The organism is Streptomyces olivochromogenes (assembly GCF_021538895.1).
GTDB lineage: Bacteria > Actinomycetota > Actinomycetes > Streptomycetales > Streptomycetaceae > Streptomyces > Streptomyces olivochromogenes_A.
The window spans coordinates 37,610-55,545 of the sequence record NZ_JADDRL010000065.1 but is presented as its reverse complement, the minus strand read 5'-3'; the positions used below and the strand labels follow the sequence as shown (position 1 = coordinate 55,545).

At 72.3% G+C, this 17,936-nt stretch carries 15 protein-coding genes and 1 pseudogene; 6 read left to right on the top strand and 10 right to left on the bottom strand.

Annotated features, from left to right (window positions below; genetic code table 11):
• Positions 1 to 510: 510 nt before the first annotated feature.
• The 4 genes from IPZ69_RS28945 to IPZ69_RS28930 all read right to left on the bottom strand — a co-directional run bounded on the left by IPZ69_RS28945 (position 511) and on the right by IPZ69_RS28930 (position 5,399).
• On the bottom strand, positions 511 to 1,734 hold the full coding sequence (locus IPZ69_RS28945) for an MFS transporter (protein WP_235457541.1): 1,224 nt from the start codon (positions 1,732 to 1,734) through the stop codon (positions 511 to 513).
• A 91-nt stretch (positions 1,735 to 1,825) separates the two neighbouring features.
• Positions 1,826 to 2,890 (bottom strand): endonuclease/exonuclease/phosphatase family protein, encoded by a 1,065-nt coding sequence (locus tag IPZ69_RS28940; protein ID WP_235457540.1) that lies wholly within the window; start codon positions 2,888 to 2,890, stop codon positions 1,826 to 1,828.
• A 185-nt stretch (positions 2,891 to 3,075) separates the two neighbouring features.
• Positions 3,076 to 3,705: a TetR/AcrR family transcriptional regulator gene (locus tag IPZ69_RS28935; protein WP_235457539.1), complete on the bottom strand. Its 630-nt coding sequence runs from the start codon at positions 3,703 to 3,705 to the stop codon at positions 3,076 to 3,078.
• 95 nt (positions 3,706 to 3,800) lie between these two features.
• Positions 3,801 to 5,399 (bottom strand): MFS transporter, encoded by a 1,599-nt coding sequence (locus IPZ69_RS28930; RefSeq protein WP_235457538.1) that lies wholly within the window; start codon positions 5,397 to 5,399, stop codon positions 3,801 to 3,803.
• 228 nt (positions 5,400 to 5,627) lie between these two features.
• On the opposite strand from IPZ69_RS28930, the gene panB reads away from it, so the two are divergent.
• The 3 genes from panB to IPZ69_RS28915 all read left to right on the top strand — a co-directional run bounded on the left by panB (position 5,628) and on the right by IPZ69_RS28915 (position 8,547).
• A complete protein-coding gene (panB, locus tag IPZ69_RS28925; protein WP_235457537.1) occupies positions 5,628 to 6,494 on the top strand; it encodes a 3-methyl-2-oxobutanoate hydroxymethyltransferase in 867 nt (288 codons plus the stop codon).
• A gap of 158 nt (positions 6,495 to 6,652) precedes the next feature.
• The gene (locus IPZ69_RS28920) at positions 6,653 to 7,678 is read left to right on the top strand and encodes an ATP-binding cassette domain-containing protein (RefSeq protein ID WP_235457535.1); all 1,026 of its coding nucleotides are present in this window, start codon (positions 6,653 to 6,655) and stop codon (positions 7,676 to 7,678) included.
• Positions 7,675 to 8,547 carry an ABC transporter permease gene (locus tag IPZ69_RS28915; protein ID WP_235457533.1) on the top strand — a complete coding sequence of 291 codons (873 nt, stop codon included), beginning with the start codon at positions 7,675 to 7,677 and terminating at the stop codon, positions 8,545 to 8,547. Before IPZ69_RS28920 ends, IPZ69_RS28915 begins: the two co-directional genes overlap by 4 nt.
• 27 nt (positions 8,548 to 8,574) lie before the next feature.
• Here the strand turns inward: IPZ69_RS28915 and IPZ69_RS28910 are convergent, their stop codons facing one another.
• Both IPZ69_RS28910 and IPZ69_RS28905 read right to left on the bottom strand, forming a co-directional pair.
• On the bottom strand, positions 8,575 to 12,003 hold the full coding sequence (locus tag IPZ69_RS28910) for an AfsR/SARP family transcriptional regulator (RefSeq protein ID WP_235457532.1): 3,429 nt from the start codon (positions 12,001 to 12,003) through the stop codon (positions 8,575 to 8,577).
• 14 nt (positions 12,004 to 12,017) lie between these two features.
• Entirely contained in the window at positions 12,018 to 12,461 is a 444-nt protein-coding gene (locus tag IPZ69_RS28905) for a DUF6578 domain-containing protein (RefSeq protein WP_235457531.1), read from the bottom strand.
• Between the two features lie 109 nt (positions 12,462 to 12,570).
• Between IPZ69_RS28905 and IPZ69_RS28900 the strand changes: the two genes are divergently transcribed.
• Positions 12,571 to 13,371 carry a site-2 protease family protein gene (locus IPZ69_RS28900; protein ID WP_235457530.1) on the top strand — a complete coding sequence of 267 codons (801 nt, stop codon included), beginning with the start codon at positions 12,571 to 12,573 and terminating at the stop codon, positions 13,369 to 13,371.
• Here the strand turns inward: IPZ69_RS28900 and IPZ69_RS28895 are convergent.
• The 3 genes from IPZ69_RS28895 to IPZ69_RS28885 form a co-directional block, all read right to left on the bottom strand.
• A complete protein-coding gene (locus IPZ69_RS28895; protein ID WP_235457529.1) occupies positions 13,361 to 13,573 on the bottom strand; it encodes a hypothetical protein in 213 nt (70 codons plus the stop codon). The two genes, IPZ69_RS28900 and IPZ69_RS28895, sit on opposite strands and share 11 nt — an antisense overlap.
• A gap of 65 nt (positions 13,574 to 13,638) precedes the next feature.
• Complete coding sequence (gene npdG, locus IPZ69_RS28890; RefSeq protein ID WP_235457528.1) at positions 13,639 to 14,376, bottom strand: NADPH-dependent F420 reductase; 738 nt, start codon at positions 14,374 to 14,376, stop codon at positions 13,639 to 13,641.
• 38 nt (positions 14,377 to 14,414) lie between these two features.
• A complete protein-coding gene (locus tag IPZ69_RS28885) occupies positions 14,415 to 15,488 on the bottom strand; it encodes a sialidase family protein (RefSeq protein WP_235457527.1) in 1,074 nt (357 codons plus the stop codon).
• An 80-nt stretch (positions 15,489 to 15,568) separates the two neighbouring features.
• On the opposite strand from IPZ69_RS28885, the gene IPZ69_RS28880 reads away from it, so the two are divergent.
• Together IPZ69_RS28880 and IPZ69_RS28875 are read left to right on the top strand one after the other, a co-directional pair.
• Positions 15,569 to 16,165: a hypothetical protein gene (locus tag IPZ69_RS28880; RefSeq protein WP_235457526.1), complete on the top strand. Its 597-nt coding sequence runs from the start codon at positions 15,569 to 15,571 to the stop codon at positions 16,163 to 16,165.
• 118 nt (positions 16,166 to 16,283) lie between these two features.
• A pseudogene (locus tag IPZ69_RS28875) lies at positions 16,284 to 17,650 on the top strand (MFS transporter).
• Here IPZ69_RS28875 and IPZ69_RS28870 read toward each other — a convergent pair.
• Positions 17,651 to 17,881 (bottom strand): hypothetical protein, encoded by a 231-nt coding sequence (locus tag IPZ69_RS28870; protein ID WP_235457525.1) that lies wholly within the window; start codon positions 17,879 to 17,881, stop codon positions 17,651 to 17,653.
• Positions 17,882 to 17,936: the final 55 nt, after the last annotated feature.

Below are 17,936 nucleotides of genomic sequence, written 5' to 3'. Positions count from 1 at the left end.
ACTGGCGCCCCCTTGGTGCCGGTTGGTGGTCCCGTCCCGTCCTCTTGAGGTAATTGGTCGATTCGGGTCAAGGGGCCGGGGTAAGCCGCCAGGTGGGAGGGCCGGGCTTGGCTCGGACGTGTCCCAAACCTGCCAATCATCGCCTTCATGTGACTTGAGAGGCAGATGTGACGCCCCCCTGGGGCCGCCCCCCCAACCCACCGCTCGCCGCTAAGCCGACCCGGCGTGCTGGCGAGGCGCGTGCGCGCCCGTCGACGCCGGACGAGAACGCAGCCAACGCATGCCCGTGAACCCCGCCTGGCCACCCGTCTTTCCGGGCCGCTCGCTCGCTTCTCACCCGTGCTGGAGCGAGGCGTGTCAAGGGTGGCCCGTAGGGCCATCGCCGTCAGGCGACGCGGAGCGACAGCGGAGCGCCCTTTACTCGCCTCGCGGAAGCACGACACTGGCCAAGAAGCGAGTGGCCCCCACGGCAACCCATCAGCATGGGCCCGCGCCAACCCCCTGACCTCGTCAGTGGTGCAGCGCGCCCGGTTGTTCCGGTACGTGCGAGGCGACCACCCGCTCGGCGAGGCCGGTCGGCGGGGTCGCCCGGTGCCGGTCCACCAGGTACGCCGTACCTGCCACGGCAAGGCCCAGTACCGCCAGCCCCGCGCCCGCGAGCGCCGGGGACGTCGTACCGAAGCCGGCCGCCAGGGCCAGGCCTCCGATCCAGGCGCCGCCGGCGTTCGCGAGGTTGAAGGCCGCCTGGTTGGCGGAGGAGGCCAGCGAGGGGGCCGCCGACGCCTTCTCCATGACCATCAACTGGAGCGGGGACCCCGTGACGAACGCGGCCGTGCCGAGCAGGATCACGGCCACGGCCGCCATGACCGGCGTACGCATGAGGAGCGGGAAGACGGAGAGAACCGTGGCCAGGGAGACCAGGCCGCCGAACAGCGTGGCCCGCAGGGAGTGGTCGGCCAGGCGGCCGCCGAGCAGGTTGCCCGCCGTCGCGCCCACGCCGAACAGCGCCAGTACCAGCGTGACGCTGGACTCGGCGTACCCGGCGGAGTCCGTGAGCATCGGCGTGATGTAGCTGTAGGCCGCGAAGAGCGCGCCGAAGCCCGCCACCGTGGTGCCGAGCGCCAGCCACACCGGCACCGACCGCAGCGCGGCGAGTTCGCCGCGCAGGCCCGCCGCCGGAGCGGGAGCGTGGTCGTGCGGGATCAGCAGGGCCAGCGACGCTATCGCCGCCACGCCGATCGCGCTGACGCCGAGGAACGTCGCCCGCCAGCCCAGGTGCTGGCCCATCAGCGTCGCCACGGGCACGCCCGCGACGTTGGCGACGGTCAGGCCGAGGAACATCAGCGAGACGGAGCGGGCCTTGCGCTCCGGCGGGACCATCGTGGTCGCGACCACGGCGCCGACGCCGAAGAACGCGCCGTGCGGCAGGCCGCTGAGGAAGCGGGCGGCGAGCAGGGAGTCGTAGCCGGGAGCGAACGCCGAGAGCGCGTTGCCCGCCACGAACAGGGCCATCAGGGCCATGAGGACGGTGCGGCGGGACATCCGCGCGGTCACCGCCGCCAGCAGTGGGGCGCCGATGACGACGCCCAGCGCGTACGCCGAGACCAGATGCCCGGCGGTGGGGATCGAGATGTGCAGGTCGTCCGCGACGTCGGGCAGCAGGCCCATCATGACGAATTCGGTCGTACCGATGCCGAAGGCACCCACGGCGAGGGCGAGCAGGGCCAAGGGCATGAAGGGCCTTTCAGAGTGGAGTTCCGTACGACTGCTTCCGCAGTATGTTCACGTACGGAACAAACGCTGGCGGGCCCAGTATTCCAGCAGGTTAAGAGGCTGTGTCCAGCTTCACACGGGCGGCCACCGGCAAGTGGTCGCTGCCGGTGCGCGGCAGGTCCCACGAGCTCTCCGGCTCGACGCCCTTGACCATGATCTGGTCGATCCGCGCCATCGGGAACGACGCCGGCCAGCTGAAGCCGAAGCCGCTGCCCGCCGCGCCCTGCGTGGAACGCAGCTGGGAGGTGACGGCGTTGAGCGCGCGGTCGTTCATCGTGCCGTTGAGGTCGCCGAGCAGGACGACGCGTGGCAGCGACTCGTCGGAGATCGCCTCGCCGAGCGCGTTCGCGCTCTTGTCCCGCTGCCGGGCGGTGAAACCGGCCTCCATCTTCACGCGCACCGACGGGAGATGGGCGACGTACACCGCGACCGAGCCCTTCGACGTGGCCACCGTGGCGCGCATGGCCCGCTTCCAGCCGAGCTTGATGTCCACCGCCTCGACGCCGGTCATCGGGTACTTGCTCCACAGCCCGACGGTGCCGACGACCGCGTGGTACTTGTACGTCGACGCGAGCGCCCGCTCGTACACCGGGACGGCGGACGCCTTCAGTTCCTCCAGGGCGAGGATGTCGGCGCCGGAGGTGGCCACGTCGCGGGCCGTGCGGGACGGGTTGGGGTTGTCCGCGTTGACGTTGTGGGTGGCCACCATGAGGTCGCCGCCGGCGCCCGCCTTGTCGGTGAGCAGGCCGCCGAAGAGGTTCAGCCACACGATCGACGGCAGCAGCACCGCGATCAGCGCGGTCGCCGACTTGCGCAGGAAGCCGGCGACCACCAGGACCGGGATCAGCAGGCCGCCCACCCAGGGCAGGAACGTCTCGGTGAGACTGCCGAGGTTGCCCACGGTGTTGGGGATGCGCGAGTGCACCAGCATCACCAGGGCGAGGAACAGCGCGACGGCGGCGAGGACGATGCCGCGCCGCCAGATGCGTGGATCACCGCGCCAGCCGTCGAACAGGCGGACGCGCAGGCGGTGCAGCAGGTGCCGAAGCCGCGATCCTTGGCGCTCGGGCCCCGAGCCGCCGTTGTCCGTCTCCGCCATGTATGCCTGCTGCGCCATACCGTCTGCCTCACTGCCCGCCGTGCCCACCGTCTTCCCCCCGGGTTACGACCCTAGGGGATGATCGGCCTCGTTCCTGCCGTCCCATGACGGCCGTACGGAAGACGAGGACGAACAAGTCGGCGCCAGGAGTTCCGGTTACCCGGGGAACGCGGGTGGACTGTGACGAAACCTGCACATACGGGCTATACGCCGGATGAGCTGACAGGTCGTAGGCCGTCGAGCACCGTGTCGACGATCTCCTCCGACAGCCCCTCGGGGAGGTCGGCGTCGGGGCGCATGACGGTACGGACGAGCATCGCGCCGACGAACATGTCGTTGGCCAGTTCGAGGTCGACGTCCGCGCGGAGTTCGCCGTTGAGCTGCCCGCGGCGCAGGACGTCGAGGCCCTTCTCGCGCCGGGGCACTATCACGTTCGCGTGGTAGGCGGCCCAGATCTTGGGGCTGCTCTTCATCTGGGTGTGGGCGTTGTGCAGGATCGCCGACGAGCGGCTGACCAGGCCGCGTTGGCGCAGTGATTCGAGCAGGACGACCAGGTCGTCGCGCATCGAGGTGCCGGGGAGCACGGGGTCGGGGGGCTCGGCGGCGCGCATGACGTCGACGAAGAGCTCCTCCTTCCCGCTCCAGCGGCGGTAGATGGTGGCCTTGCCGACGCCTGCGGTGCGGGCGACGCGCTCGATGGAGAGTTCGGCGAGAGGGACGCCGTCCTCCAGGAGCTTCATCACGCCCTCCAGAATGGCGTGTTCCACGGCCTCGCTGCGCGGGCGGCCCCGGGTGGGACCGTCCGGCCGCGTCCGGCTGTCGGCAAGACTCACGTGACTCTTCCTTTCGCTGCACTGCGGAAATCCTCCCGCAGCCGCCTCCTTCCCCCGTGCTGCCTCTCCGACCGACCCACGAGCCCGGTCGGCCGTTACTCCGCTGCCACCACCAACTCCTGTTCGCGCTTGCCCTCCTGCGGCGTCGGCGGCTTGCCCGGCAGGAACAGGGCGACCACCAGCGCGCCGATGAGGGCGACGCCCGTCCCGCACAGCGCCGTGATGTGCATGGCGTGCAGGAACGCGTCGTTGGCCGAGCCGACCAGGGCGTCACCGCGCGGGCCGAGCTTCTCGGCGATGCCGAGGGTCGCCTCGATGGACTCGCCCGCCGTGTCCCGGAGGCCGGCCGGCAGCTGGCCGAGGTTGCCCTCGATGCCGGTGCGGTACGAGGTGGACAGGACCGAGCCGAGCACGGCGATGCCGAGGGCGCCGCCGACCTGGCGGAAGGTGTTGCTGAGCGCGGAGGCCGAACCGGCCTTCTCGCGGGGCAGGGCCTGCATGATGACGACGGAGGTCGGCGTCATGATGTGGGCCATGCCGGTGCCCATGAGGAAGAACACGACCTCCAGCACCCAGATCGGCGTGTCCGCCTCGAAGCCGGCGAACGCGGCCAGCGTCGCGGCGATGAGGAGCAGACCGGCGGTGGTGGTGGCCTTGTTGCCGAACCGGTCGACGAGCAGCCGGGCACGCGGCGCGAAGATCATCTGCGCGGCGGCCAGCGGCAGCATCAGCAGACCGGACTGGAAGGGCGAGTAGCCGCGCACGCTCTGGGTGTAGAAGACCGAGAAGAAGGTCACGCCCATCAGCGCGAAGAACACCAGCGCGATGGCGGCCATGGCGGCCGAGAACACCTTGTTCTTGAAGTACGTGACGTCGAGCGAGGGATGGTCGCTGCGCTTCTCGAAGACGACGAAGGCGGCGAGGACGACGAGGCCGGCCACGATGGTCGCGAGCACGGTCGGGTCCGTGAAGTCGGCGAGCTCGCCGCCCTTGATGATGCCGTAGACCAGCAGCACGAGGCCGACGACGGACAGCACGACGCCGATCGGGTCGAGCCGGCCGGGCTTCGGGTCGCGCGAGTCGGGCACCAGCCAGACCATCAGGGCGAGCGCGATGATCACGATCGGTACGTTGATGAGGAAGACGGAGCCCCACCAGAAGTGGTCGAGGAGGGCGCCGCCGGTGATGGGGCCGATGGCGATGGCGAGCCCGACGCCGCCGGCCCAGATGCCGATGGCCTTGGGCTGCTCCTCGCGCTCGAAGACGTTCATCAGCACGGCGAGGGTGGCGGGCATCACGAAGGCGGCGCCGAGGGCCATGAGCGCACGGAAGGTGATGAGCTCGCCCGGCGTGCCGGACTCGGCGGCGAGGGCCGAGCCGATACCGAACACGACGAGGCCGCCGAGCAGGACCTTCTTGCGGCCCAGGCGGTCGCCGATGAGGCCGGCGGTGAACAGCAGGCCCGCGAAGACGAGGGTGTAGGCGTTGATGGCCCACTCGATCTGGCTCTGGGTGGCGCCCAGGCCGGTCGGGGCAGGGGTGGAGATGGTCTTGATGGCGACGTTCAGGATCGAGTTGTCGAGCACCACGATCAGCAGACTCAGCATCAGGACGCCGAGGATCGCCCAGCGGCGCCGGTGCACCGCCTCGGGTATCCGGGAGCCGTGGGAGGCACGGACGGCAGGTGTTGTCATGCCGACGAGCCTAGGAGAATTCCAATACGGCACCGTCTCGTATTTGAATTCCTTTGCCGAGTCGTTGCACAGCCGGGCCCGGGCCGAGCGCAGGGCGAGCGGCACCCGAGCGAACGGCGATGGGATCACACGGGGGTCCCCTGGCCCTCCCTGGCACGAGGTGCCACCATGGAGGGAATCCGGGGACGCCGTGAGGGCGCCTCGAGATGACTTGAAGGAGCCGTTGCAATGACGCAGATTTCGGCTGCCCAGACACAGCCCTCCGACGGCAGCAAGGCGCTGTACGGAGGCAAGGGCACACGCCGTATCACTGTTCGCGACATCGCTCTCGCCAAGGAACGCGGCGAGAAGTGGCCCATGCTCACCGCCTACGACGCGATGACCGCGTCGGTGTTCGACGAGGCCGGGATCCCGGTGATCCTGGTCGGCGACTCGGCAGGCAACTGCCACCTCGGGTACGAGTCGACCGTGCCCGTCACCCTCGACGAGATGACCATGCTGTCCGCGGCGGTCGTCCGCGGCACGCAGCGCTCCCTGATCGTCGGCGACCTGCCCTTCGGCTCCTACCAGGAGGGCCCGGTGCAGGCGCTGCGCTCGGCCACCCGCCTGGTGAAGGAGGCCGGCGTCGGCGCCGTGAAGCTGGAGGGCGGCGAGCGCTCCTACGAGCAGATCCGACTGCTGGTGGAGTCCGGCATCCCGGTGATGGCCCACATCGGCCTGACCCCGCAGTCCGTCAACGCCATGGGCTACCGGGTCCAGGGCCGCGGCGAGGAGGCGGCGGCCCAGCTGCTGCGCGACGCGAAGTCCGTGCAGGACGCGGGCGCGTTCGCAGTGGTGCTGGAGCTGGTCCCGGCCGAGCTCGCGGCCGAGGTGACCCGGGTGCTGCACATCCCGACCGTCGGCATCGGCGCCGGTCCGGAGACGGACGCGCAGGTGCTGGTGTGGACCGACATGCTCGGCCTGACCTCGGGCCGGGTGCCGAAGTTCGTCAAGAAGTACGCGAACCTGCGCGAGGTCATGGGCAACGCGGTGAAGGAGTTCGCCGAGGACGTCGTCGGCGGGACCTTCCCGCTGGAGGAGCACTCCGTGCACTGATCCACCGACAGTCCCCCAAGCCACAGCGGCACAGAGACAGCCCGCCGATCTTCCCCCGTCGGCGGGCTGTCGCCGTGTCGGCGGCCTGTCGGTCGCCGACATGTCCCTGTCGGCGCCCTGTCGGTGCTTTGTCGGTCGGGCCTGACACCTTCATGGGCATGACGCGAATCGACAAGAACCCCCTCGGCGGAGGCAACGCCGTGACCGTGCGGGGGCTGGTCAAGCACTACGGCGAGACCAAGGCGCTGGACGGGGTCGACCTGGATGTGCGCGAGGGCACCGTGATGGGTGTGCTCGGGCCGAACGGAGCCGGCAAGACCACCCTCGTACGCATTCTCTCCACCCTGCTGGCCCCCGACGCGGGACAGGCGACCGTCGCCGGATACGACGTCGTGCGCCAGCCCCGGCAGCTGCGCCGGGTGATCGGGCTCACCGGCCAGTACGCCTCGGTGGACGAGAAGCTCCCGGGCTGGGAGAACCTGTACCTGATCGGGCGGCTGCTCGACCTGCCCCGCAAGGAGGCCCGCACCCGCGCCGACGAGCTGCTGGAGCGGTTCTCGCTGACGGAGGCCGCCAGGCGGCCCGCGGGGACGTACTCCGGCGGTATGCGGCGGCGCCTGGACCTGGCCGCCTCGATGATCGGCCGGCCGGCCGTGCTCTACCTCGACGAGCCGACGACGGGACTGGACCCCCGTACCCGCAACGAGGTGTGGGACGAGGTCAAGGCCATGGTCGGGGACGGGGTCACCGTCCTGCTGACCACCCAGTACATGGAGGAGGCCGAGCAGCTCGCCTCCGAGCTGACCGTCGTGGACCGCGGCAAGGTCATCGCGAACGGCGGCATCGAGGAGCTGAAGGCCCGGGTCGGCGGACGCACCCTGCGCGTCCGGCCCGCGGACCCGATGGAGCTGCGCCCGCTCGCCGGGATGCTCGACGAACTGGGCATCACCGGCCTCGCCGCCACGACCGTGGACAGCGAGAGCGGCAGCCTGCTGGTGCCGATCCTCAGCGACGAGCAGCTGACGGCCGTGGTCGGCGCGGTCACCGCGCGCGGCATCACCATCTCCTCCATCACCACCGAACTGCCCAGCCTGGACGAGGTGTTCCTGTCCCTCACCGGCCACCGTGCCGGTGCCCCGCAGGACGCCGCGCCCGTCGAGACCCGCGAGGAGGTCGCCGTATGAGCGCCCACCCGTCGCCCACCACCACCCTGAACGAGGCGCTTCGCGCCGCCCCTTCGAACACCCTGTCCCCGGCCGCCGCGAAGGCCGACACACCGATCTCACTGCGGGCGCACCTGCGCCACACCGGCGCGCTGATCCGCCGCAACCTGCTGTGGATCCGGCAGGACCCGGAGTCGATGTTCGACGCCGTCCTGTTCCCGGTGATCTTCACCCTGCTGTTCGTGTACGTCTTCGGCGGCTCCATCGGCCAGTCCCTGGGCGGCGGCCAGGAGCGGTACGTGCAGTACGTCGTGCCCGGCCTGATGGCCATGATGGGCATGAACATGGCCCAGGGCGTGGGCACCGGCTTCAACACGGACTTCAACTCCGGTGTCATGGACCGTTTCCGGTCCCTGCCGATCGGGCGCGGCTCGGTGCTGTTCGCCAAGATCGCGGTCGAGCTGATGCGCATGCTGTTCGCGACCGTGGTCCTCATGATCGTCGGCGTCCTCGTGGGCTTCCACATCACCCACTGGGTCGGGCTGCTCGGCGCGGTGGGCCTGTCCGTGCTGTTCGGCTCGGCCCTGATGTGGGTGTTCCTCACCCTCGGCGTGATGATGAAGACCGCACAGTCCGTGCAGGCCATGGGCTTCCTGGTGCTGATGCCGCTGCAGTTCGGCTCGTCCATCTTCGCGCCGACCAAGTCGATGCCGGGCTGGCTGCAGAACTTCACCGACTACAACCCGCTGTCCGCGCTGGCGGACACCGCGCGCGGCCTGATGGTCGGCGGCCCGGTGACCCACGGCCTGTGGGTGACCCTGGCCTGGTCGGCGGGTCTCACCGCGGTGATGGCGCCGGTCGCGATCCACAAGTTCCGCACCAAGAGCTGACGCCGGCCCCCGGATCGTCGGTCCGCGTCAGACCAGGGCGGCGGCCTCCTCGTAGGGGAGGCCGCCGCCCTCGGCGTACGCGGCCTCGTACGCGGCCTCGCCGAGCACGGCCCGCGCCCGGGTCTCGGACCGCTCGCGCACCTCGCGCTCCAGCCGGATCGGTACGTGGCCGGGCGGCAGGAGCGCGTCGGCGGCCCCGAGACAGCGCACGGCGTCGGCGGCGCGGGCACCGTCGTCGCCGCCGGTGAGACCCACGGCGGCGATCGTCAGGTAGAACGAGCGCATGTGGGGCGCGATGTTGCGGGACAGCGGCTCGTCGGCGCGCCGCAGCGCCTGCCGGGACCGGTCCAGGCAGTCCTCGTAGCGGCCTTCCGCCGCGTCCAGCCAGGCCTCCGCGCCGAGGATGAAGGCGTCGAAGATGACCCAGTGGGCGATCCGGAACCCCTCGCGCAGCAGGCGCAGTTGCTCGCGCCCCTCGGGCACCCGGCCGGTGAGCCCGAGCCAGCCGGCCAGGAAGAGCCGGGCGGCCGGCATCGCCTCGTTGGACGTGCCCTCCTTCTCGGCGACCACCTCCCACAGCAGGCGCTCGCCCCGCTCGGTCTCGCCGCCCTCCAGCAGCGCGCTGCCGAGGCGGGCGCCGAGGACGGTCCGCTGGGCGCGGGCGCCGAGCCGTTCGGCGCATTCCATGGCCGCCTCGTAGTCGGCGGCGGCGAGCAGGTAGGCGCCGCGCCGCTCGCGGGCCTCGCCGCGCGCGGACAGGGCCTCGGCGGTGCCCCAGGCGTCACCGAGGCGCTGGTAGATCTCCAGCGCCTCGTCGGCGTCACGGGTCGCGTCGCCGGCCCAGTCGGCGCGGTTGGCCAGGATGTTGGCGCGCATCTGCAGACCGCCGGCCAGTTCCCACTCGAATCCCGGGGTGGCCCGGGAGGTGTCGACGGTGGCGCTGATGATGGTGCGGAGCCGGTCCATGTCGCCGATCAGCATCACGGCGAAGAACCAGAGCATTCCGGGGGCGCGGCAGGTCTGCGGCATCCCGGGCTCGTAGACCTCGCTGATCGTGCGCAGCTTGGCCTGCGCCTCGGGGGTCTGCCAGGCGTCCAGCTCCGTGTCCATGCAGGCCATGTGGGCCAGGTGGAGGCCGCGCCGGGCCTCGGCGAGGAGCTCGCCGGTCAGCGGGGGCGGGACGTCGGTGCAGCGCTGCCAGAGCGGGGCGGCGCGGCGGGCGGGCTCGGTGAAGGGGTCGGGGCCGAGGTTCATGACCTCGCTGCACCAGGTGCGGCATTCGATGCGCAGGTCGCGCATCTGCCAGTACCAGACCAGGGAGAGCACCAGGCAGAGCGCCTCCTGCTCGTCGCGCTCGGTGACGGCGTGGCGCAGGGCGGTGCGCACGTTCTCGTACTCCAGCTGGAGCCGGGCGATGGCGGTGCGCTGTTCGGGGCCGCGCAGCAACGGGTCGGTGGTGCGGGCGAGTTCGCGGTAGTACGTCAGGTGCGCGCGCTCGGCCTCCGCGCGCCGGCCGGCCTCGTCGAGCCGCTCGCCCGCGTACTCGCCGACGGTCTCCAGGAGGCGGTAGCGCATGCCGCCCTCGGGGGACGAGGCGGCCACCACGAGGGACTTGTCGACCAGGGAGCCGAGCGCGTCGAGGGCGACCGGTCCGCACACGGCCTCGGCGGCGGCCAGGTCGCAGCCGCCGGCGAACACCGACAGGCGGCGCAGGACGTCCCGTTCGTCCTCGTCGAGCAGGTCCCAGGACCAGTCGACGACGGCCCTGAGGGTCTGCTGGCGGGGCAGCACGGTGCGGCTGCCGGAGGTCAGCAGCCGGAAGCGGTCGTCGAGCCGGTCGGCGATCTGGCGCGGGGTGAGCATGCGCAGGCGGGCGGCGGCGAGTTCGATGGCGAGCGGCAGGCCGTCCAGGCGGCGGCAGATCTCGGCGCAGGCCGCCGGGTCCTCGCCGGGGTCGAAGCCGAGGCGGGCGGCGGCGCCCCGGTCGGCGAGCAGCCGCAGCGCGACGGGTTCCGGCAGCGGTTCCACCGGGCGCAGCAACTCCCCCGGAACGCCGAGGGGTTCACGGCTGGTGGCCAGCACGGTCAGCTCGGGGCAGCTCGCCAGCAGCCGCTGCACCAGGCGGGCGGTCGCGTCCACCACGTGTTCGCAGTTGTCGAGGACGATGAGCATGCGGCGTCTGCCGCAGTGCTCCACGAGCCGCTCGACGGGGTCGTCGTAGCGGTCGTTGACGGCGCGCATGCTCTCGGCTCCGGCGCCGTGCAGCACGGTCTCGCGGGCGCCGATCGCGGTGAGTACGGCCTCCGGTACGGCGGCCGGGTCGTCGACCGGCGCGAGTTCGGCGAGCCACACCCCGTCCCGGGCGGCGTACCGCACGGCTTCGGCGGCCTCCAGAGACAGCCGCGTCTTGCCGGCCCCACCGGGCCCGAGCAGGGTCACCAGCCGCGCGGCCGCGAGGTCTCCCCGAATGGCATCGATGTCCGCCTCCCGCCCGACGAAGGAGGTGAGGCGGGCGGGGAGATTACTGAGGGAGGCGGCGGAGCCGTCGGCCGCCTCGACGCCGCGCAGGTCGTCGGGGACCGCGCCGGCGGGAGCGTGGGGGTGGTCGGGGCCCGGGGCACGGTCACGGGACGACAGGCCGACGCCGGCACGATCCGCGGCACCGGCACCGGCGTCCATGTGCGGCTCCGGTGGCGTCCCGTTGAGTGTCGGACGGGGCCGTGGGGCGGGCGGGTTGAGGAGTTCCGTGTGCAGGGCCCGCAGTTCCGGCCCGGGGTCGGAGCCGAGGCGGTCCGCGAGGAGGCGGCGTACGTCCTCGTAGGCGGCCAGGGCCTGGGCCGTGCGGCCGGCGTCGCGCAGCGCGCGCAGGCGGACGACCTGGAGGGACTCGTCCAGTGGATGGCTGTCGCACAGGGCGGTGAGTTCGGGCAGCGCCTCTTCGGCCCGGCCGAGGGCCAGCGCGGCGGTGTGCCGGGCGCGGAGGGCGTCGAGGCGGCGGGTCTCCCAGCGGGCCGCCTCGGCGGTGCGGTCGGGCAGGTCGGCGAGGGCGGGCCCGCGCCACAGGGCGAGCGCGTCGTCGAGCACGTCGGCCGCCTTCGCCGGGTCGTCGTCGGCGAGGGCGCGCAGCCCGTCGCCGGTCAGCCGCTCGAAGCGGTGCAGGTCGACGTCGTCGGGCACGGCGGCGAGCCGGTAGCCGCCCTCCGCCGAGGCGACGGCGTCCGCGCCGAGCGCCCGGCGCAGCCGTCCGACCAGGGCCTGCAGCGCCCCGGACGCGTCGGCGGGCGGGTCCCCGTCCCACACCTCGTCGACCAGCACGCTCACCGGCACGCCGCGGCCGGGTCGCAGGGCCAGCACGGTCAGCAGGGCACGCAGCCGCGCTCCGCCCACGGGAACGGCCGTGCCGTCGGGGCGGAGCGCCTGGGTGGTACCGAGGATGCGATAGCGCACGGGGTCCATTGTCTCCGGTGTCGTCAGGGCCGGTCACGGGGTTCCGGCGGTGCGGCGTCCGCAACGTCCAGGGTGACGAGGACACCGGTCGTACGCCGGGCGCGGCGCAGCCCCGCCTCCGTGCGGGGCTCCTCCTGCCGGAACCATTTCGGGCACGCGTCGACAAGTGTGAGCGACCGCGTCCCGGGCACGGGTTCCAGGGTGTGCGCGCCCGGGGCGCGCTCCGCGTGGTCCTGGTGGACGAGGTCGACGGAGCGGACGCGGCCGACGGTCTCGTGCGCGGGGCCGCCGTGCTTCTCCGCCCGGGACGGCGCGCCATGCGTCCGCAGCTCCTCCGCACAGTCCCCCGAGTCGATGTCGTCCCGGCCGACGGTCACCAGCCGCCGGCCGACCCGGTCCCCCACCGCGAACGGGGTCCCGCAGCATTCCGTCTGCCAGAACTCGTAGAACACCCGCATCAGTGCCATGGCCCCACCCTTCAGGAACCGGTGGCCGACCGCGAGACGTTTTCCCTCCGTGCCCGGTACGGTCGGGCTCGCCACCGCATGGCCCGTCCGCCCCGACAGGAGCGCATCCATGACCAGCGTCACCACCCGCCACAGCGACCGGCGGATCAGTCCCGTCTTCCTCGGGATCGCGGCCGTCACCGCCGTCACGGGCTGGGCCACCTGGACGGGGTTCGCGCAGCAGCCCGGTCTCGCCGTGTTCCTGTTCGTGACGGCGGCCTGGGTGGTGTCGCTGTGCCTGCACGAATACGCGCACGCCCGCACCGCGCTGCACAGCGGGGACATCTCGGTCGGCGCGAAGGGCTATCTCACCCTCAACCCGCTGAAGTACACGCACGCCCTGCTGAGCATCGTGCTGCCCGTGCTGTTCGTGATCATGGGCGGCATCGGTCTGCCCGGCGGCGCGGTGTACATCGAGCGCAACCGCATCCGGGGTCGCTGGCGGCACAGCCTGATCTCGGCGGCGGGTCCGCTGACGAACATCCTGTTCGCGGCGGTGTGCACGGCCCCGTTCTGGCTCGGTGCGCTGGACGGCGTGCCGCTGGAGTTCCGGTTCGCGCTGGCCTTCCTGGCGCTGCTCCAGGTCACGGCGGCGATCCTGAACTTCCTGCCGGTGCCCGGCCTGGACGGCTACGGCGTGATCGAGCCCTGGCTGTCGTACAACGTCAAGCGCCAGGTGGAGCCGTTCGCGCCGTTCGGCCTGCTGTTCGTGATCGCGCTGCTGTGGGTGCCGTCGATCAACGGCGCGTTCTTCGACGTGATCGACGCGATCCTGCGCCACCTGGGGATCACGGACGTCGACAAGTACTGCGGCCAGGAGCTCTACCGGTTCTGGCAGGGCACGGACGAGTACTGCGGGGTCAGCCGGTGACGGACCGGTCCCGGTCGGCCCTGCCGCGCTTGAGGTAGTACCAGGTCATGTTGGACGACAGGCCCGCGAGCAGCACCCAGACGATCCCGAGCCAGCTGCCCTGGGCGAAGGAGACGACCGCCGCGGCGACGGCGAGCAGGCACACGACCAGGGTGTAAACAGCGAGCCGCCGGGTCGGGCTGGCTGGGGGCAAAGGGGGCATGGCGGGGGCTCCTGTCGGGGGACACTGCGTGACGGCGTCCAGTGTCCCCCATCCGCTCTCCCGGCTCACACGTCGGTGACGCGAAGCCCCGCGTGGGCCTTGTACCGGCGGTTCACGGAGATCAGGTTCGCGACCAGCGACTCCACCTGGTGGGCGTTGCGCAGGCGACCCGAGAAGATGCCGCGCATGCCGGGGATGCGTCCGGCCAGCGCCTGGACGATCTCCACGTCGGCCCGCTCCTCGCCGAGGACCATGACGTCGGTGTCGATCTCCTCGATCTCCGGGTCCTGGAGCAGCACGGCGGACAGGTGGTGGAAGGCGGCGGCCACCCGCGAGCCGGGCAGCAGGGCGGCGGCCTGCTCGGCGGCGCTGCCCTCCTCCGGCTTCAGCGCGTAGGCGCCCTGCTTGTCGAAGCCGAGCGGGTTGACGCAGTCCACGACGAGCTTGCCGGCCAGCTCCTCGCGCAGGGACTCCAGCGTCTTGCCGTGGCCCTCCCAGGGCACGGCGACGATCACGACGTCGCTGCGCCGCGCGGCCTCGGCGTTGTCGAAGCCCTCGATGCCGTGGCCGAGCTCGTCGGCGGCGGCCTGGGCGCGCTCGGCGGCGCGGGAGCCGATGATCACCTTCTGGCCGGCGCGGGCAAGGCGGTAGGCGAGGCCCTTGCCCTGCGGCCCGGTGCCGCCGAGCACGCCGACGACGAGCCCGGAGACGTCGGGCAGGTCCCAGGGGTCCTTGGCGGGAGTCCCCGCGGGTGTCACAGCGGGTGTCGCGGCGGGCGTCTGTGCACTGTCGTGAGAGGTCATGCGGCCGACTCTACGTCCGCCTCCGCTCCCCGACCCGGTCAGAGCAGTCGCGAGATCGGCACCCGGCGGAAAGTGACCGTCTCGTAGGGGCCGAAGTCGCCGGTCTCGTAGAGGAGTCCGACGGTCTCCTCGTCGATCCGGACCAGGTCGGAGTACGCGGCGGGCAGGCCGTCGACGGTGAACACCGGGCGCCAGGTGGTGCCGCCGTCGTCGGAGGCGCGGATGGTCATCAGGGCGCGGGCGGCGGGGTCGGCGGGGCCGGAGTAGAGGAGCACGTCGGGGTCGCGCAGCTGCAGCACGCCGGCCTGGCAGACCGGCGCGGGCAGGCCGGCCTGCGGCCGGAAGGGTCTGACCAGGGTCTTCCCGCCATCCTTCGAGTGGGCGTCGGCACGGTTGCCGGGCGACGGGGAGTCGTTGCGGGCGTTGAAGTAGACGCGGCCGTCGGGGAGTTCGGCGGCGGTGGTCTCGTTGACGTTGATGTATCCGTCGGTGTTCTCGTCGACGTAGCCGAGGAACCAGTTCTGGCCGCGGTCGTCGCTGAGCAGGCAGTGGCCGCTGTTGTACCGGGGCTCGTTGCCGACGTCGGTGCCGGTGGGCGGCACGGTGTGGTTGCCGGGGACCAGGACCCGGCCGCCGCGCAGTTGGAGGGCGTGGCCGGGTGTGGTGGCGTACCAGCGCCAGCCCGTCCGCTTGACCTGAGAGGTGATCTCCTTCGGCGCGGACCAGGTCGCGCCGTCGTCGTCGCTGTGCTGCACCCACACGCGGCGCCCCTGGCCCGTCTTGACCTTGCCGCGCAGGATCGCGTCCTCGCTGGCGAGGGCGCTGGCGCGGACGTGCACGAGCAGGACGCGGCCGGTGTCGAGGACGACGGGGGCCGGGTTGCCCGCGAGGTTCCTGTCGTTGCTCGCGGCGACCTGGAGCGGGCCCCAGGTGCGGCCGCCGTCCGTGGAACGCTTGAGCACGATGTCGATCTCGCCGTGGTCCTTGGCGGAGCCGACCCGGCCCTCGCAGAAGGCCAGCAGGGTGCCGGAGTCCGTGGCCACGACCGCCGGGATCCGGTAGCTCGCGTAGCCCTCGCGACCCGCTCTGAAGGGGACGGTGACGTCGGTCATGGGCGGGAACTTCCCCTCGTTGGGCGAATTCGGGGTGAACTCCGCGTCACGAGTGACCGATTGCGGCAGGATGCGGACGTATGGACGCCGTACGGGTCGCGCTGTTGCGCGAAGTACTCGCCGGGACCGAGTGGTTGGGGGCCACGCGGCGGTTCGCCGGGGTGCTGCGCGGGTCCGTGGTGGCCCACGGGGGCGGGCTGTTGCTGGTGGGCACGCCGGAGTACGAGCCGTGGCATCTGGCGGCGCACCTGGTGGACGAGGCCGCGTGGTCGGGGACGCCGGAGCTCAACCCGACGCTCGTACGGCACGACGCGCGCCCCAGCGACCCGGCGCATCTGGCCGTCGGGCCGGGCCGGATCGCGGCGGCGCGGCGGGGCGAGACCCTGCTCGTCGTGGCGCCCGAGGAGCCCACGCCGCTGCTGGAGCGGGTGCACGACGCGCGGCGGGCCGGGGTGACCGTGCTGACGCTGGGCTGCGGCGGGGGCGAGCTGGAGGCGATGGCGCACGAGACGCTGGCCGTGCCGGAGGGGGCGGCGCTGGACCTGGACAGCGTGCAGCACCTGGTGACCGCGGCGGCCGGTGAGAACGGGAACTCGCCGCGGGTCCGGCGGGGTTTCCGGGACCGTCTGTCGAGGCTGGCGGAGACCCTCACGGCACCGCCTGCCGCCCCCTGGTGACCCGGCCGCCCGCCTGAGGCGCACCGTTTCCGTGCCGCCGGCGACGCGGCGGCCCTCCCGGCGGCGCCTAAAAAAAGCGGTTGCCCGCCTCCCCCGCTCCGTCCGACCATGCCCACTCGTGACCGACTCCTCCGACACAGCCCCCACCGGCTTGCGTGCCGTGCTCCCCGATCTCTCCCCCTGGCGGGCCTCCGCCGACTTCCGCAAGCTCTGGGTGTCGGGGCTGATCACCAACTTCGGCAGCTTCCTCACCTTCGTCGCGCTGCCGGTGCAGCTGAAGGACCTCACCGGGAGCGCGGCTGCGGTGGGCGCGATCGGGGCCGTGGAGCTGGTGCCGCTGCTGGTGTTCGGGCTGTACGGCGGCGCGCTCGCCGACGCGCTCGACAAGCGGCGGCTGATCGTGTGGACGGAGGCCGGGCAGGGCCTGCTGAGCGTGCTGCTGCTGGGCAACGCGCTGCTGCCGCACCCTGCGGTCTGGCCGCTGTACGTGGTCGCCGCGCTGTCCGCCTCCCTGGACTCCGTGCAGCGGCCCGCGCTCGACTCGCTGTGGCCCCGGATCGTCGCCCACGACCACCTCCCGGCCGCGGCCTCGCTCAACTCGCTGCGCTGGACGGTCGGCGGGGTCGCGGGCCCGGCCGTGGCGGGCGTGGTGGTGGCGTACGCGGGGCCCTCCTCGGCGTACGCGGCGGATCTGGCCACCTTCGTCGTCTCCGTGGCCCTCATGGTGCGCATCGCGTCCTCCCCGGCGGCGCACGAGGCCGCGAAGCCGTCGCTGCGGTCGATCGCGGAGGGCGCCCGGTACGCCTGGAGCCGCAAGGACCTGCTCGGCACGTACGCCGTCGACCTCGCCGCGATGTTCCTCGCGATGCCGCTCGCCGTCCTGCCGTTCCTCGCGGACGAGCTGGACGCCGAGTGGTCGTTGGGGCATGGGGGTCCCCCCATGCCCTTAAGGCTATGGGGGAGTATGCGGCGGTGCCGTTCGGTTCGCTGCTGGTGAGCCTGACGAGCGGCTGGACCGGGCGGATCCACCGGCACGGGCGGATGGTGGTGCTGTCCGCCGCGCTGTGGGGGCTGGCCGTCGCGGCCGCCGGTGCCGTGGGCGACGTATGGCTGGTCCTGCTGTGTCTCACGGTCGCCGGCTGCTGCGACATGGTGAGCGGGATCTTCCGCGGCGCCATGTGGAGCCAGACGATCCCCGACGAGCTGCGCGGGCGGCTCGCGGGGATCGAGCTGTTGTCCTACTCCGTCGGGCCGACGGTCGGCCAGGTCCGCGCGGGCGGGGCGGCCGCGTGGCTGGGGGTGCGGGCGTCGGTGTGGTCCGGCGGGCTGCTGTGCGCGGGCGCGGTGGGCCTGCTCGCGCTCGGCCTGCCGCAGCTGATGGCGTACGACGTGCGGACCGACGAGCACGCGGTGCGGCTGCGCGAGCGGCGGGCGGCCGCGGCGACCTCGCGGACGGCACGGGCGGAGAAGGCCGCGGAGGCCTGATCAGTCGTCGTCCGCGCTCGGGGCCGGCGCGTCGTGCCAGCGCGGGTCGTTCTCCCACTGGAGGTTGCGCTCGCGGGCGGACTCCATCGCGTGTTCGGCCTCCGCCCGGGTGGCGTACGGTCCGAAACGGTCCTTGCCGGGGCAGTCGGGACCCTCCTCGACCTTCTTGTGCTCCAGGCAGTAGTACCACTCGCCGGGCTTTCCGACCGTCCGCTTCTTGAACAGGGCCATGACCGGCTCCTTTCGCCTTGGACATGGTCCCCCATGCCCGCTGGTTAGACTCGCT

Coding starts and splice junctions, on each gene's coding strand:
- panB (WP_235457537.1), top strand. CDS start 5,628: ATGACGCAGATTTCGGCTGCCCAGACACAGCCCTCCGACGGCAGCAAG.
- IPZ69_RS28930 (WP_235457538.1), bottom strand. CDS start 5,399: ATGACAACACCTGCCGTCCGTGCCTCCCACGGCTCCCGGATACCCGAG.
- IPZ69_RS28895 (WP_235457529.1), bottom strand. CDS start 13,573: ATGCCCCCTTTGCCCCCAGCCAGCCCGACCCGGCGGCTCGCTGTTTAC.
- IPZ69_RS28940 (WP_235457540.1), bottom strand. CDS start 2,890: ATGGCGCAGCAGGCATACATGGCGGAGACGGACAACGGCGGCTCGGGG.
- IPZ69_RS28870 (WP_235457525.1), bottom strand. CDS start 17,881: ATGGCCCTGTTCAAGAAGCGGACGGTCGGAAAGCCCGGCGAGTGGTAC.
- IPZ69_RS28945 (WP_235457541.1), bottom strand. CDS start 1,734: ATGCCCTTGGCCCTGCTCGCCCTCGCCGTGGGTGCCTTCGGCATCGGT.
- IPZ69_RS28905 (WP_235457531.1), bottom strand. CDS start 12,461: ATGGCACTGATGCGGGTGTTCTACGAGTTCTGGCAGACGGAATGCTGC.
- IPZ69_RS28885 (WP_235457527.1), bottom strand. CDS start 15,488: ATGACCGACGTCACCGTCCCCTTCAGAGCGGGTCGCGAGGGCTACGCG.
- IPZ69_RS28920 (WP_235457535.1), top strand. CDS start 6,653: ATGACGCGAATCGACAAGAACCCCCTCGGCGGAGGCAACGCCGTGACC.
- IPZ69_RS28880 (WP_235457526.1), top strand. CDS start 15,569: ATGGACGCCGTACGGGTCGCGCTGTTGCGCGAAGTACTCGCCGGGACC.
- IPZ69_RS28915 (WP_235457533.1), top strand. CDS start 7,675: ATGAGCGCCCACCCGTCGCCCACCACCACCCTGAACGAGGCGCTTCGC.
- npdG (WP_235457528.1), bottom strand. CDS start 14,376: ATGACCTCTCACGACAGTGCACAGACGCCCGCCGCGACACCCGCTGTG.
- IPZ69_RS28900 (WP_235457530.1), top strand. CDS start 12,571: ATGACCAGCGTCACCACCCGCCACAGCGACCGGCGGATCAGTCCCGTC.
- IPZ69_RS28910 (WP_235457532.1), bottom strand. CDS start 12,003: ATGGACCCCGTGCGCTATCGCATCCTCGGTACCACCCAGGCGCTCCGC.